At 38.1% G+C, this 17,323-nt stretch carries 6 protein-coding genes; 1 reads left to right on the plus strand and 5 read right to left on the minus strand.

Features of this window, described 5'->3' with window-relative positions; all coding sequences use genetic code 11:
• The 5 genes from GWR14_RS11970 to GWR14_RS11990 all read right to left on the minus strand — a co-directional run.
• Positions 1-4,064 (minus strand): beta strand repeat-containing protein (locus GWR14_RS11970; protein ID WP_163409256.1); only part of this gene is annotated, 4,064 nt, incomplete at its 3' end.
• Between the two features lie 378 nt (positions 4,065-4,442).
• A complete protein-coding gene (locus tag GWR14_RS11975; RefSeq protein ID WP_163409257.1) occupies positions 4,443-9,317 on the minus strand; it encodes a LamG-like jellyroll fold domain-containing protein in 4,875 nt (1,624 codons plus the stop codon).
• A gap of 214 nt (positions 9,318-9,531) precedes the next feature.
• The gene (locus tag GWR14_RS11980; RefSeq protein WP_163409258.1) at positions 9,532-10,335 is read right to left on the minus strand and encodes a T9SS sorting signal type C domain-containing protein; all 804 of its coding nucleotides are present in this window, start codon (positions 10,333-10,335) and stop codon (positions 9,532-9,534) included.
• A gap of 371 nt (positions 10,336-10,706) precedes the next feature.
• Positions 10,707-15,218, minus strand: a complete 4,512-nt coding sequence (locus tag GWR14_RS11985; protein ID WP_163409259.1) for a T9SS sorting signal type C domain-containing protein — start codon at positions 15,216-15,218, stop codon at positions 10,707-10,709.
• Positions 15,219-15,223: 5 nt separating this feature from the next.
• Positions 15,224-16,531: a glycine-rich domain-containing protein gene (locus tag GWR14_RS11990; RefSeq protein WP_163409260.1), complete on the minus strand. Its 1,308-nt coding sequence runs from the start codon at positions 16,529-16,531 to the stop codon at positions 15,224-15,226.
• A gap of 304 nt (positions 16,532-16,835) precedes the next feature.
• On the opposite strand from GWR14_RS11990, the gene GWR14_RS11995 reads away from it, so the two are divergent.
• Positions 16,836-17,294, plus strand: a complete 459-nt coding sequence (locus GWR14_RS11995; protein ID WP_163409261.1) for a regulatory protein RecX — start codon at positions 16,836-16,838, stop codon at positions 17,292-17,294.
• Positions 17,295-17,323: the final 29 nt, after the last annotated feature.

The raw sequence follows: 17,323 nt of genomic DNA on the forward strand, positions 1-17,323 counted from the left end.
GAACCGTTAGCAGTAACTGTTGGTGCAGAAGGATTCAATGAACCTCCCGGGCATAATGCTGATGGTGACGAAATTGCTGCAACTGTAGGGGCATTATTTACCGTTATTGCTACAACATTACTGTAAGTGGTACCACAGCCATTAGTAGCATAGTATCTAATATTCTTACCATTATCAGCATAAGCCACTGTATATGGAAGTGATAAAGATGTATAAGTGCTACCCCCTGAAGTGGTAGAAATCTCCCAGCCTGAAGCCGAAACAGTAGAACCATTGTTCGTAACTGTTGGTGCAGAAGGATTCAATGAACCTCCTGAGCATAATGCTGAGGGTGATGAAATTACTGCAACTGTAGGAACATTATTTACCGTTATCGCTACAACATTACTATATGTTGTTCCGCAGCCATTAGTGGCATAATATCTAATATTCTTGCCATTATCGGCATAAGCCACTGTATATGGAAGCGATAAAGCTGTATAAGTGCTACCGCCTGAAGTTGTCGAAATCTCCCAGCCTGAAGCCGAAACAGTAGAACCATTATTAGTAACTGTTGGTGCTGAAGGATTCAATGAGCCTCCTGAGCATAATGCTGATGGTGACGAAATTGCTGCAATTGTAGGAACATTATTTACTGTTATCGCTACAACATTACTATAAGTTGTTCCGCAGCTATTAGTAGCATAGTATCTAATATTCTTGCCATTATCGGCATAAGCAACTGTATATGGAAGTGATAAAACGGTATAAGTGCTACCGCCTGAAGTCGTAGAAATCTCCCAGCCTGAAGTCATAACAGTAGAACCATTGTTCGTAACTGTTGGTGCAGAAGGATTCAATGAACCTCCTGAGCATAATGCTGATGGTGAAGAAATTGCCGCAACTGTAGGAACATTATTTACTGTTAGCGCTACAACATTACTATAAGTTGTTCCACAGCCATTAGTAGCATAATATCTAATGTTCTTGCTATTATCGGCATAAGCAACTGTATATGGAAGCGATAAAGCTGTATAAGTACTGCCTCCAGATGTCGTAGAAATCTCCCAGCCTGAAGCCGTAACAGTAGAACCGTTAGCAGTAACTGTTGGTGCTGAAGGATTCAATGAACCTCCAGGACATAATGCTGATGGTGAAGAAATTGACGTAATAGTAGGAGCTGCATTAATCACAAATGTTGTAGGAGTACGACATCCTGGATTTGTCGAACACTCTGCATAATAAATCTTTGTATCAACTGAATTAGTATTAGCCAATCCTGAACCAGTTACTCCAACCGGATTAAAAGTAGCTCCAGAGCCTAATAATGTTCCTCCTGAAGAAGCTGTATACCAGTCTATAGAACCCGGAACAGTATAGCTTATTGACAGACTAATATAATCAATAGATGCAGTTCTATTACTTCCACTAACATCTCTAACTGAAAATGCTACTCCAAAGTTAGAAGCCTTAACTTGAGCAAGTGTTAAACTTCCATAACCCCATGAAGTAGGAGATGCAGAATAGGAAACAGCAGACTCAGAATTTGTCCAAGAAGTTGTAGTATTTGCTAAGCTAGTCCCTCCTGCTGTCCCTCCGACAATTAGATTTAAAGCAACATCTCTAATTGCATTATTATTACTTGCAAAACGTCCAATAATTACTTCAATATTTGTAATTGTTGCATTATTAGGAATCGTAGAAAAATCATATCCTGTTGCATTAATTAATGCAGATGTTGTGTTATTTAACGATCGTGTAGCGTAAACATTATCATTAGCATAAATATTTGTTGGATTTGTCCAAGTATTACCTGATCCATTAGTTCCTGATGTTGGAAATTTGGTTAGTATGACAGGATTTGACACACAGCTCGTCGAAGAACTCAAAGATCCAGAACCACCTGTACAAATAGTCACTCCGGTAGTTGTTGGACCTGAAGAAGCCACCGTAATTGCATTCGAAGTTGCCGGACTTCCTGTTAAACAAGGAGTAGCATTCGAAGTCATTTCGCAAGTAACCACATCATTATTTAACAACAAAGTACTGTTTGTATACGTTGTAGAGTTGGTTCCAACATTTACTCCATTTAATTTCCATTGATAAACCGGAGTTGTTCCTGGATTGGTTGGCGTTGCAGTAAACGTTACAGTTGTTCCCGCACAAACAGTTGCTGATGAAGCCGCAATACTTACTGAAGCTGTTAAAACAGGATTAACCGTAAGTGTAATTGCCTTTGTTCCTGTACATCCACTAGCATTGGTAACCGTCATTGTACCTGTGTAAGTTCCTGATGTAGTACCTGCCGGAATTGTTATTCCTGTTAGAGTTCCGCCTCCAGCAGCAAAAGAAAATGCAGTTGATCCCTGATCTGCCAATGTTGCCCAGTCTATACTATAACTCGTTGGCGAAAAAGTAGTCGCAGTATAAGCCATAGTTGTAGTTTGAACACTTGCACTTTGACAAGCTGCTGTAACTACTCCAGTAGTAGCTGCAGTTGATATTGTTGGATTAGAACTTACTGATAAAGTCACATTTTGGGTAAAACTAGCAGAACAATTTGGAGTACTGCTTGTTGTTGTTACTCCTGTAATACTTAATTGCTGAGTATTATTGGCAGCCGTTAAAGCAACGGTGCTAAAACTTGCTGCACCTGAAACATCAGAAACAACACCTGTTACAGCAGTTTGTGCTACACCATTAATTGTATAACTAATAGTTGAGGTAACGCTTGGCAACAATCCTGTTAAATTAATCGTTGCACCTGATCCTACACAAGCTGTAGTGGGTTGTGTCGCACCTGTTAATGTGGGTGTTGCGCGAACTGCCAAAGTCACATTTTGGGTAAAGCTAGTTGAACAGTTTGGGGTCGAGCTTGTATTCGTTATAGATGTTATTTGCAATATCTGACCATTATTTGCAATCGTTAACACAGGAGTTGTAAAACTTCCTGCACCGGAAGCATCAGAAACAACACCTGTAATAGCAGTCTGTGCAATACCATTGATTGTATAATTAATTGTAGAAGTCGTACTAGCTAATAAACCTGTTAAATTAATTGTAGCTGCTGAACCTGCACAGACAGCAGGTTGTGCCGCAGGTTGTGCCGCACCTGTTAATGTTGGATTAGGGTTTATTGAAACACTTCCGTTCATTGGTGTGGTACATGACGTTGTTCCAGCAGTACCTATCGCTGTATAAACACCTGTAACAGTTTGACTACCAAAAGATATGGCACTTCCTGTACCAGCTACAGCACTTCCAACAGCTGTAGAACCGTTACGATATAACTGATAATTCACCCCCAATTGTGAGTTTGCAAGTCCAACTATAGTTGAAGTACCTGCACAAACACTCGTACCAGCCATATTATAAGCCGTAGGATTATTAGCATAAAGCATAATATCATCTAAAAACCAGTCATCTCCACCCCAAGCTAGACAAACTGACGGACTAGTACTTGTCGTATTTGAAGTATTTGCTACAAATTCTAAATCTGCTGTAGTGGCTGTTGCCGGATTCCATGGAATTGTAAGAGTTATAGTTCCTTGACTTATAACTGTTGCCGAAGTAGTTCCTCCCACTGTTAAAGGAAATCCTGTTTGGGTATAAGTAGCCCCATTGGAAGTAGAGACATTAGCTGTTGTTATTTGAGAATTGCTTACCGGATTTAAAATTGTCATGTAAGTAACACCTCCTATTTTTATATCTAACTGAGCTGTTGTAGGACAACTATTTAAACGATTTGCATTTTGTCCTTTAATTTTAAAAGTAAGCGTTAATGAATTAGAAATCAGACCGCTTAAAGTTTGTTTTAGTGACTGATTGACAGCTCCGTCTTTTTCGATATAAATCTCATTTGGAGCCCATGTAGACTCATAATACCAGCCTGTACCAGAACCTCCTAATGTCCAGCCAGTTGCGTTACCTGTAAAAGTAGAATTGGTAACCACATTACATGTCTGCCCATAACCCATTTGAAACATCAAAAAAGTTAAGCAAAACCATTTAGCTATACTTGAAAATTTATTTTGATTTAAAGAAGAAAACAGAGAAATAGAGAACAAAAGTAATTTTTGTATCATATTGTAGGTTTTATATTTTAGATTTGGGCGTTGGGATGAGGTTTTTGCTTAATCAACAGTTGTTTTGTTAATTGGTCTTTTAACCATCAAAAAAAAGCTATAATTAAACAACAAAAATAACTTTTCTGCAATTTATTTTTAAGCAAAAAAAAAGAAACTCGACTAATGACATATTTATCCGACATGTTGCTATTTTTTGATGCAAAAATAATTTTTAAAAAGTAAATTCCTTCAATTTATTTAGTTTTACAAAAAATAATTTTAAAATAATACTCATATTAAACGATAACTAACTTAAAATCAAAGCTATATTTCACAAAAAAAAGTCCAAAAGTTTTTACTTTCGGACTTTTCACTAAAATAAACTAAACTAACTAATTATCTAAAAATAATTTTTTGTGTTTCTTCATGATCATTTTTCAAAATGACTTTTACAAGCAAAACCTGTTCTGTGGCCGGCAACTGACTTACAGAAAATTGTTTACTGCTCAACTTTTCATTTTTATAAATAAGTTTACCAGAAATATCATATATGAAAACTTTATTTATATCATTGACAGCAGAAGTAATGGTTATGATTTTATTTTTAACAGATACTGTCAAACCTTTTTTATTCATTTCAAAACCATCTGAACCAAGAGCATTACTAGTGTATCTTAAAACAAAACGGTCATTAAAAGTTCCGGCTGTTGTCATGAATATATAATTGGCTGCCTGCAAATTATGGACGGTGTTAGCTAATTTATCTTCGAGATAAATCGCCTGATTTGTCAAAGCACCATCTGTTTTATTTATTGCTATTGTAAAACTGCCCGCTATAGTAGTTTTATATCCCAAGGGAACAACATCTGTGTTATCAAAAGGCAAAGCGCGCCCCTGAATTACAAGATTAGCCCCATTATTAATACTATAAAAATCCACATAAGGATTACCATCAAAACTTACTCCGTCAAACTGATCTTCATAATTATTAGTGGCTCCTTCAACATATCCTATTAAAGTTTGTTTATAAACCCCTTCCTGATTACTCAAATCAAGCCACAAACGATGCCTTTCAAGTTCACTACTTTTTCCCGATCTGTAAAACTGACTATTATTTCCTGCAACACGCATCGCATTTGTAAAGGTTATTGTTCCCTGACCTTTTGCTGTGGCAAAAAATGATTGTCCCGCAGCAATTTTACCGAGTGGAGTCGAATTATTTGCACCCGGATTTGCAGCTGGAGCCGTTACACCTGTTCCGCCGGTTGTATTATAACTTGCATAATCATTGGACTGATAAACATATTTTGATCCACTTTGGGCAATTCCGGTATTATGAGTCCATAAATAAATTGTTCCTTCTAAAATAGCAGAATTGGCGAGCAAAAATAAATCTGCATCTAATGCGGAAGGATATGGATTCCCTATTAAAAAGTTTCGGGCAGCAGTAAGTGATGTTATTTGTTCCCCAAAAATACCTCCGTTATTCGGAACCCCGACAAATCGGACAGGCTGTTCATAAGGAAAGACAACATTCTCTCCATTGCCCCAAAGTCCGGCTTTAGGTGTTCTTATAATATATCCTTTTCCTACGGTCATTACAGAAGCTGGTGATTCCTGAAACCAATTCGGAGTAGTCGCATCATACGAAAAATATTTATCTGATAAGGTATTTGGAGAGATGTCATACAGTACCTGGCGCCCTATTGGTGCAGACCAGTAGGTATAATCAAAGTTTTTCATTGGAAAAGAAATCCTTTTATAAATAATATCTCCTGTATTACTAACATCATTGGTCTGAACAAGGCTTGCATTGTTTTCAAAAGTTAATGTCCCTCCTGTTGTGGTTACCGCATTGGTAATCGTAAATGTATGTCCCGAATTTACGGTCACTGACACTCCTGAATTTACAGTACAGGTACAACCGCTTAAATCTCCTGTTGAACTATAATTGCCTGCAAAAACAATATAATTATTAATTGTTGGCGCAGTCGACCATGAAGAACCATTCCATGTTGATGTTGTTACCACCAAAGGATTCAGCACAATATTAGCTGAATTAGGAGAATAACATGCATCTGTCTTAACGGCTACAGTAAAAGTGTTATTTGGAGCAAGATCAGATATAGTGACACTAGTTCCACTGCCTGAATAAGTCTGACCTGTTGAAAATTGCAATGTCCATTCTCCGGCAGGAAGACCATTTAAGACTACCTTGGCTGTCGGATTAGCACATGTAGCCTGAGTTATTGTTCCTACTGTAGGTGCAGCAGGACCTGTACTAACTAATATCGAACTGGTATTAGACGGAGTTGCCATCATGCCACAGGCAGCATTAGAGGAACGTAATCTGTAATAATACGTCGTATTAGAACTCAGTCCTGTAACAGCTGCACTCGTAACGTTGCCGACATTTAAAGCATTATAACCTGGAACAAAACTGGTAAAACCAGCATTTGTAGACACGTCCAAATAATAGCCATTTGCACCGTCAACAGCATTCCAATTGGCTGTAAAACTCGTACATGATAACGTTGCAGCTGCCGTAGCAAACAGCGTTTTGGGTTGTAAGGTTTGATATTGAATAGTATTGGAATTGGCACTTACACCGCAGCTTGTATTTCTGCGTACTCGGTAATATATCGGACCCGGAGGAACATTGGTCACGGCATAGGTTGTTACGTTGCCGACATTTAAACCATTGTAGCCTGAAACAAAACTGGTAAAAGCGGCATCTGTAGCTACATCCAGTATATAACTTGTGGTTCCTCCTACTGCATTCCAATTTGCATTAATAGTAGAGGTACAATTGGCACCTGTTCCTGAGGTTGCGGTTACTGTACTTGCTGAGCCAACTGTAAAAACTTTAGCATTTGGGCTGCTTACACCTGTCAATGCTACTGTAACCCTATAGTCCCCGGGTGTCAAACCTGCCAGGTTTTTTGTAGTAGCAATAACAGTGTTGTTTCCTACTCTCTGCCAGGCATATGTATAAGGATCTGCCCATACAGGAGAGTTCACAAAGGTTCCATTAGTACCAGCAGGAGTTGATGTTAGTATTGTTCCGGTACCATCGAAAAAATTATATCCTGCAATTATGCCGGCTTCAACACCAGAATACGTAGTTGGTCCAAAAGCCAGACTCGTAATTCTGGATTGTGAAAGTGCTGTATTATAAAATCCTACTTTTAATACATTCCCGCTAAATGATTCTCCCACAACATCATTAAACACACGACTGCCAATTTTAGTACTAAACGCAGAAGCACCATAATTAGAAGTCGTTGTTACACCTCCGGTCACAGTTACACTAACACCATCAATATATATCCTGATTCTTGTTCCATCTCCAGTTGCTGCTATATGATGCCATTGGCCATTTCCTAAAGAAGCAGGAAGTGATGCAGTAGCTATACCAGATGCATTTGTCCACAACTCAATAGTTGTTGAGTTAACAAACCCAAATTCAATAGCATTATTCTGTCCAAACAAACTTGTTCTTCCGGTAATATCGGCTAAATTAAACTTTATCCATCCCTCGATTGTAAAAGCGCTTCGGTTAGAAAGCATTTGGGATCCTAAATCGATATAATCATTATCTGCTTTTACAAAATTTACACTATTGTTCATGTTCGTGATAGTGATGCTACCATCGGATGCACTGCTACAAGTTGCATCTAAAATCGTTGCCGTAGGCTGCGGCAATAGCGAAAAAATTGTCATTTCTGTAGTAGCATCTGTACAACCTGAGACACTATAAGTGATGGTATAAGTACCACCTGCACTTGCTGCCAGGTTTACCTCTCCGGTTGATGTACTCACAAAAGACAAACCGGAAGGAGTGGCCGAATAAGTACCGCCAGTTGCCCCTGTTTGTGTAGCTGCAACCGTACCTATTGCTATAAAAGCATTTCCAGGATATGAAATTGCTGGAGGAGGTGTAAATCTATAGACCTGTCCTGTGGCTGGTTTCGTATTCAGTGTAAATATAAAAGAACTGGATGTAGTTGTGGGACTTGCACTTGTATTGTTAAGAAGCAAATAATTATTATTTGCATCATATATCCCTATAGTAGCAGAGGGGTTTCGTAATGCACCCGTACCCTGTTTATAAATGTACTCTACAACATTGCTTTTCTCATATAACCATATCTGAAAAGAAATGGCATCAGCAGCACCGGCATAATCCCATTTCTGTTTAGAAAATTCAATCTTAAAAATCCTGTTTGGTGCTGTACCCGAGGTTACATATTTTGGAATTACGGTAAGTTCAATATCATCCCACAACGCAAATAATGCAGGCTTTATAATGTTCGCATTGGCAATATTGTTTGTATAATTTTGTGATGCTGTTGGAGTAGGTGATGCAAATGTAATCCATCCATTACTGGAAACCCGTATACTGGAATAAAAAGCACCTGCAAAATTAAAGGTAAAAGGTAGAGTAACAGCATTCGACAAAGCATCATCTGAACTCGCCGCCAGCCCTGTTACATCTGTAGTAGACAATAGATTATCGTATGTCCTTGAACTTGCAGAAAAACAATAATTATTTGCTTCTAACCCAGCTGCAACCGGTGGACTAAATCTATAAATCTGCCCTGTTGCAGGTTTTGTTCCAATATTAGTTGTAAAAACATCTGATTGTGCAATAGGTATTCCGCTGGAATTATTTAATGTCAAATATCGGCCGGAACCATCGTATACTCCTATTGAAGCCCCGCCAGAAGATGCAGTATTTGCCGCTACCGCCCCCTGATTGTACAAAAATTCAACTACATTGGTGGTTTCAAAAAGCCATACCTGAAACGAAATTACATCTCCGGCAACACCATTATTCCAGCTTTGCTGCATCCACTCTACTTTAAACCTCCTGTGTGGTGCAATTCCGGTCGTTACATATCGGGGTGCAACATTACATTTCAAATTATCCCATAAAGGAAATAAAATCGGTTTTCTTGTTTCTGCATTTGCCTGCGTATTATCATTAGATTCTACAGGAGTTCCCGCACCTAAATACATCCAACCATTGGGGGAAACTCTTATAGAAGTATAAGCAGTTCCTGCAAAAGTAAAAGTAAAAGGAAGGGTTATCGCATTTGAAACTCCTTCATCTGCAGTTGCAGATATTGAAGTGTCTGTAACTCCGGCAACTCCTGTAAGAGAAATGTAATTTCCCTGAATCGCAGTAAAACTATAATTACTTGCAGACTGTCCAAATGAATTTACAAAAATTAAAAAGAGCCCTATTGTAGTGTAGATATTTTTCATTTTGTTTAATATTAGGGGTTAAATACTAAAAAAACACAATTAAAATATTACCTAAATTACCCCTGATAATCAAAAACTTTTAACTCAAATGATTTAAATATTGCCTCAAAAAATTATTCTTGAGAACAACAGGATTCTACTTTCATTTTGATTATGGACAAAAAAAAGATCCGATAACTTTCGTAATCGGATCTTTTTTGTAAATACTATTATCTTACTTAAATAATACTTTTTTAGTAGTTGAATATCCATTTTCTAAAAACACCTTTACCAGCAAAATCTCCTGAGAAGAAGATAAACCCTGAATTATCAACTGTGAATCCCTAATGTTTTCATTCTTTAATAATTGTTTACCCAAAATATCATAAATAAAAATTTTATCAATATTTCCTGCTATTGAATTTACATTAACTATTTGATTCTTAACCCCAATTGTAACCTCATTGCCTGCAGTTTCAAAATCATCAGTAGCTAATGCGGTATCAGCATATCGCAGCACAAATCTGTTGTTGAACACTCCAATAGCTGTATTAAAAACATAATCACCTTGTTTTAAATTATGGATTGTATGCATCAGTTTATCTTCAATATAAATCGCCTGATTTGAAAGAACACCATCGGTATGATCAATTGAAATAGTAAATTCTCCCGCTATGATGCTACGGAAACCTAAAGGGACCACATCTGAAACGGCAAAAGGAAGTGCACGACCCTGAATAACGAGATTTCTTCCTGAATTAATACTATAAAAATCAATAAATGGATTAGCATCTAAGCTTAATCCGTCAAAATCGCTATCAAATCCATTGGTTGCTCCCTCAATATAACCAACTAAAAGCTGTTTAAAAGCCCCGCCTGTATTACTAAGGTTAAGCCATACACGATGTCTTTCCAGCAAACTGGGCTTAGCTGGATTTACCAGCTCTTCTCCCGAAACTTTTAATACGTTATTTACCGATTGCCCAAATGTGCACATAAAAAGCATAAGCATGCTTAATGTAATAAATCTCTTTTTCATCACTATATGGTTTTTTAGTTAGGTCAAAAAATTCCGATCGAAAAAAAGGGGCGATTGTAAGTCTTAATAATTTAACTATTAAAAACCTCAGAATTAAGTTAATCTTTTTTTCTCAAAAACCCGATTAAAAACACAAAAAATCGACGAAATACATAAATCATCTTATTTTGAAGTATGAAATAACCTTTTTAACCCGTTAGATGAAATGATTAAAAAAATAATTTGTGATAAAACAAGTTTATGATTCAGCAATAAAGCATCCCATATTAATTCAGCTTTTTGAGAATAGATTTCTAGAAAGGTTATTTAACCCAAAAGGGCTTCGGCTTTGCTGAGCCTTATTCTAATTTACCGGATACTTTTTTTAATAATTATTTAAAGGCTGTAACAACTTTTTTTGTGAGTGTGTTGTTATTGGCTAAGACAATTTTCACTAATAAAAGTTCATTTTTAAATCTAACATTATTGATTGTAACTTCTGAAGCTGAAATTGTCGTATCACTATAAACAAGCTTTCCGGAAACATCATAGACAAATACTTTATTGATATATTCTTTTTCTGAACGAAGTTTTATGTTTTTATTTTCAACCCAAACAGCAACATTATTATCAGACTCTTCAAAATTATCAGTTGTCAATGTTCTGTTAGTATACCTCAATGCTAATCGGTTATTAAAAACACCTGTTCCCGTATTAAAAGTATAATTACTTTGTGTCAAATCATGAATTGTATTCGTTAGTTTGTCTTCAATAAAAACAGGCTGATTACTGAGCATTCCGTCTGCATGGTCTATCGAAATAGTAAAATCACCCGCTATGATGGTACGATAGCCTAAAGACACAACATCTGAATCAGTAAAAGGTACTGCACGCCCCTGAATAACCAGATTACTGCCCATGTTTATACTATAAAAATCAATAAATGCATTACCGTCAAAAGATAAACCATCAAAATCGCTGTCAAATTCATTAGTTGCTCCTTCAACATAGCCAATTAACAGCTGCTTAAAAGCACCGCCCGTATTAGTCATATTAAGCCATACACGATGCTTTTCAAACATCTCTTGTTTTGATGTTTTACCGGGTTTAAAAAATTGGGTGTTATTTCCTGTAATCCTCATTCCGTTATTAAATACTATCGTTCCGTTAGCACTGGCCAAAGCAAAGAAAGACTGTCCTGAGGCAATTTTACCAGTGGGCAGATCTCCTCCTGAAGCAGAAGGCAAAGTTGCTATGCCTCCCACACCGTTGTAAGATGCATAATCATCCGAAGAATAGATATATTTAGATCCACTATGTGAAATAGCAGTATTATGAGTCCAGAAATAAATAGTTCCGTCTAAAATAGCACTGTTATTCGGATCTGGATTTGCGAATAAAAACTTATCGGCATCCAAAGCTGAAGAATATGGGTTGCCTACTAAATAATAATTTCCAGCTATAACTGTATCACCTGTGATATTTCCATTATTCGGTACACCAACAAACTGTACTTGTTGTGAGTATGGAAACACTACATTTTCACCATTAGGCCAAAGCCCTTCCTTTGGTGTTCTAATAATATATCCTGTTCCGGGTTTCATAATAGTCGATACTGGATTTTCTATTTTCCATGCCGTACCTGTGTACGAAAAGTATTTATCTGCTAAAGTATTGGGAGATAAATTATACAATGTCTGACCTGTCACTGGTGATGCCCAATACGTAAAATCAAAATTTTTCATAGGCTTCGAAGTTCGTTTAAATATAAGATTACCGATATTAGCAACATTCGCTATTTGGACCAGACTGGCATTATTTTCAAAAGTTAATGTTCCTCCATTATTCGTAATTGAATAATAAATAGTTAGAGTGTCAAGACTACTTATTACAACATTAATACCATTATTTACTATACATGTACAACCACTAAGATTCCCTAATCCTGCACCTGCTGAAGTGTAAGCTGATGCAAAAACCAAATTTTGGTTGATAGTAGGAGTTCCATTTGACCAGCTCCCACTATTATATGTATTTGTCACCAACGGATTTACCACAACGCTTGAAGATAAAGATGATGTACAGCTGCCGCTATATTCAACTGTAAATTGATAACTGCCTACAGCAAGAGCAGAAACAGTATAACTGGTTCCTGTTCCTGTATATATTGTTGATGCTGTACCACTTTGTGTTATTGTCCAGGTTACTGCTCCAGGTAATCCATTTAAAATTACACTTCCTGTGGTTAACACACATGTAGGTTGTGTAATAGTTCCAAGTGACGGTGTAGTTGGTGTTGGTTTAATAGTAATTTGTATTGCCTGAGTTGCAGAACAATTGGCATTCTGAATAGTCATAGTACCCGTATACGTATTCGCAGCGACATTAGCCGGTATTGCAATTGTGCTCAAATTTCCTCCGCCTGATGAAAAAGCAAATGCAGTAGTTCCCTGATTTGTCAGTCCCGCTGTATTGGCAGCAGCATCCCAGGTAATGCTATAACTTACAGGCGTATTTGTTGTAGCTGAATAAGGTAAAACAGCCGTTTGAACACTTGTACTAAAACAAATATCCGTAAGTGTTCCGCTTGTTGTAATGGTAAGCAAAGGATTTACAGTTACAGTCGTAGGATTTGAATAAACAGTACTACAAACGCCATTTTTAATAACCGCCCTAAACTGTGTTGTTTCTGTTAAAGAGCCAGAGGTATATGTTGATCCCGTATGAGCAATCGGAAACCATGAAATTGTAGAAAATATTTCAACACCATATTCCCAACCAATTATTGTCCCTGTATAACCTGATAAAGTTAACAAACCACTTGTTTGACCACTACAAATAGCAGTACCGCCAGTTACACTTCCTCCAACACTTGTCGCATTAATGGTAATCTGGATTGCCTGCGTTACTGAACAATTCCCATTCTGGATGGTCATCGTACCCGTATACGTATTGGCAGCCACATTAGCCGGTATTGCAATTGTACTCAAATTTCCTCCACCTGATGAAAAAGAAAATGCGGTACTTCCCTGATCAGCCAACCCGGCTGTATTCGCAGCCGCATTCCAGTCAATACTATAACTCACAGGTGTATTCGTTGTAGCAGTATAGGGCAAGGTCGCAGTTTGCGAACTGGAACTAAAACAAACTGTATTGATTGTTCCTGTTGTAGTAATCGTTGGCAAAGGATTTACTGTGATGGTTGTAACGGCTGAATTTATCTCGCTGCAAACCCCGTTTTTAACAACTGCCCTGAACTGAGTTGTCTGTGTTAAGGCTCCCGATGTATATGTAGTTGTTGTATTTGATATATCAGTCCAAGTAGAAAAAGGGCTTACGGCTGACTGCCATTTTACCACTGAACCCGTATGACCCGATAATGTCAGTAGACCGCTTGTGCTTCCGCTGCAAATCGCAGCAGGTGTGTTAATTGATCCTCCAACGCTTGTGGCATTAATCGTAATTTGTACGGCCTGCGTTGCTGAACAATTCGCATTCTGAATAGTCATCGTTCCTGTATAGGTATTGGCAGCTACATTGGCCGGTATTGCAATGGTGGTTAAATTTCCTCCGCCTGATGAAAAAGAAAATGCAGTAGTTCCCTGATCAGCCAACCCGGCTGTATTTGCAGCCGCATTCCAGTCAATGCTATAACTCACAGGTGTGTTCGTTGTAGCAGTATAGGGCAAGGTCGCAGTTTGGGAACTGGAACTAAAACAAACTGTATTGACTGTTCCTGTTGTAGTAATCGTTGGCAAAGGATTTACTGTGATGGTTGTAACGGCTGAATTTATCTCGCTGCAAACCCCGTTTTTAACAACTGCCCTGAACTGAGTAGTCTGTGTTAAGGCTCCCGATGTATATGTAGTTGTTGTATTTGATATATCAGTCCACGTAGAAAAAGGACTTACTGCTGACTGCCATTTTACCACTGAACCCGTATGACCAGATAATGTCAGCAAACCACTTGTGCTTCCGCTGCAAATCGCAGCAGGCGTATTGATAGTACCTCCAACACTTGTGGCATTAATGGTAATCTGGATTGCCTGCGTTGCTGAACAATTCGCATTCTGAATAGTCATCGTTCCTGTATAGGTATTGGCTGCCACATTGCCCGGTATTGCAATGGTGGTTAAATTTCCTCCGCCTGATGAAAAAGAAAATGCGGTACTTCCCTGATCAGCCAACCCGGCTGTATTCGCAGCCGCATTCCAGTCAATGCTATAACTCACAGCTGTGTTCGTTGTAGCAGTATAGGGCAAGGTCGCAGTTTGCGAACTGGAACTAAAACAAACTGTATTGACTGTTCCTGTTGTAGTAATCGTAGGCAAAGGATTTACGGTGATGGTTGTAACTGCTGAATTTATTTCACTACAAACCCCGTTTTTAACAACTGCCCTGAACTGAGTTGTCTGTGTTAAGGCTCCCGATGTATATGTGGTGGTTGTATTTGATATATCAGTCCACGTAGAAAAAGGACTTACGGCTGACTGCCATTTTACCACTGAACCTGTATGACCCGATAATGTCAGTAGACCGCTTGTGCTTCCGCTGCAAATCGCAGCAGGTGTGTTAATTGATCCTCCAACGCTTGTGGCATTAATCGTAATTTGTACGGCCTGCGTTGCTGAACAATTCGCATTCTGAATAGTCATCGTTCCTGTATAGGTATTGGCAGCTACATTGGCCGGTATTGCAATGGTGGTTAAATTTCCTCCGCCTGATGAAAAAGAAAATGCAGTAGTTCCCTGATCAGCCAACCCGGCTGTATTCGCAGCCGCATTCCAGTCGATGCTATAACTCACAGGTGTGTTCGTTGTAACAGTATAGGGCAAGGTCGCAGTTTGGGAACTGGAACTAAAACAAACTGTATTGACTGTTCCTGTTGTAGTAATCGTAGGCAAAGGATTTACTGTGATGGTTGAAACATCAGAGTTTTTCTCACTACAAGCCCATTTCCGTTCTTAATAACAGCTCTGAACTGAGTGGTCTGTGTTAGTGGGCCAGATGTATACGAAGTTGTAGTATTTGGTATATCGGTCCAGGTAGAAAAAGGACTTACGGCATATTGCCATTTGACTACAGAACCTGTATGACCGGTTAATGTCAGCAAACCACTTGTGTTTCCACTACAAATTGCAGGAGGGACATTAATCGTTCCCCCAACACTTGAGTTATAAACATTAATTGATACTGTATTACCAGTTGTAAAATTATTCAAACAGGCTTCTGAGGTAAGCCTTGTAACCGTAATAGTACAGCTACCATTCGAATTTAATCCTGTGGCCGTAAATTGTAAAGTTCCGGCACCAGCTCCGCTTACTGTTGCATTAGCTGTTAACCCAGTAGCACTTGGATTACTGGTGTTATAAGTAACCACATAATCCCCTTGAGGCAGTCCGGGTCCAGTTAAGGTCACTAAGGAAGTAGTACCATTACTCAAACAAACATCTGCTGCAGTAATATTTGTAAAACTATACGTTGGACAGGTGTAAACAACATTTAACTTTCCGTTTCCTCCACTTCCTCCTTTTCTTCCACCACTAACTGACAGTATAGATGCTCCACCACTACCTCCACCTCCAGGTACGGTACCGTCTGCTCCATCATTAAACAATGCTATTACCCCTGTAGCTCCTGCTCCGCCTCCTGTGCTTCCACCTGTTCCAGCAGTCGCATTGTTTGCATTACCACCATTAGAAGCTGTTCCTGCTGCCCCTCCGCCACCTCCTGAATTTATTGTCACAAGACTTAAAATAGCAGCACCTGCTCCGTTACCTCCTGAAAAAGTTGTTCCAGTTGCTGAAACAGCCCCACCAGCTCCTCCAGCTCCTAATGAAGGATTTCCAAATTTACCGCCTACACCTCCATTTGCAGAAACTGTAGAAAAAAAAGTCTGTTCTCCATTGGTTCCATCTGCTCCATTTGAACTTGTTCCTCCAGCTCCAACTTTATAACTTAAAGTTACTGCAGGAGTTACAGAAAGATTTGCAACTTTACAGTAAGCACCTCCACCACCACCTCCTCCTGCAAAAAGAGAAAGACCTGCAGTTACTCCCCCACCGGCACCTCCGGCTCCCCAACATTCAACACTCATTGATGTAACACCCGCAGGAACTTTAAAATTCCCGGCTGTAGTTGTTGATGGTGAAAAAGTGATTTGTGACCACGTAAAAGAGTAAACAAAAAACAACAATAAGGGTAGTTTTAGTCTCATAATAACAGAGTTTATAGATTAAAAAAATCAATCAATTCTTCGAAATATTAATGAGTGGTATTGAAAAAGCAAACGCTGCAAGGACTATGGGGATCGCCTGAAACAGCCACTTTTTCTCAAAAAAACATATTTTATAAACAACTGAATTCAAGTCGTTTATCATGGGGCTATTTCAAATTTATAAAAAAAATAAATTTCTATATGTTAAATTTTCTTACTTTTTAATACTCTGACAAAAGTTTTATCACAATAATTTTAAAAAAGGTACTTTTGTTTCCAATTAAATTATTTTTCGTTTTTAATTATGTCTATCAAAGAAGCTTTACAAAAATTAGAACATTTTTGTGCCTATCAGGAACGTTGTCATGATGAAGTAGTAACCAAATTGTATTCTCTAAAAATGTCACCGGAAGAAGCAGACATTATCATTGTTAAACTCATTGAGGATAATTTCTTAAACGAAACACGCTTTGCCTGCAGTTTTGCAAGAGGTAAACACCGTATTAAAAGTTGGGGAAAAACCAGAATTGTAAACGAACTTAAACTAAGACACATTTCTACAGCCAATATTAATCTGGCTTTAAAAGAAATTACTGCTGAAGAATATGAAACGACCTTTAATAATCTTGCTCAAAAATGCTGGGACAGCCTGAATGAAACAAACTCATTAAAAAAACGAAAAAAATTTTGTGATTATATGCTGAGAAGAGGTTATGAGAGTAATCTGGTTTATGATAAAGTAAAAGAGTTTGAACAAATCTAAATCATTGCTTCAACCTTCGATTATACCAT

Source organism: Flavobacterium ajazii, assembly GCF_010614725.1.
In the GTDB taxonomy this organism is placed as follows: Bacteria; Bacteroidota; Bacteroidia; order Flavobacteriales; family Flavobacteriaceae; genus Flavobacterium; species Flavobacterium ajazii.

What these genes read in the sequence shown, in the direction of transcription:
- GWR14_RS11975 (WP_163409257.1), bottom strand. Translation starts at nt 9,317, where the DNA reads ATGAAAAATATCTACACTACAATAGGGCTCTTTTTAATTTTTGTAAAT.
- GWR14_RS11990 (WP_163409260.1), bottom strand. Translation starts at nt 16,531, where the DNA reads ATGAGACTAAAACTACCCTTATTGTTGTTTTTTGTTTACTCTTTTACG.
- GWR14_RS11995 (WP_163409261.1), top strand. Translation starts at nt 16,836, where the DNA reads ATGTCTATCAAAGAAGCTTTACAAAAATTAGAACATTTTTGTGCCTAT.
- GWR14_RS11980 (WP_163409258.1), bottom strand. Translation starts at nt 10,335, where the DNA reads ATGAAAAAGAGATTTATTACATTAAGCATGCTTATGCTTTTTATGTGC.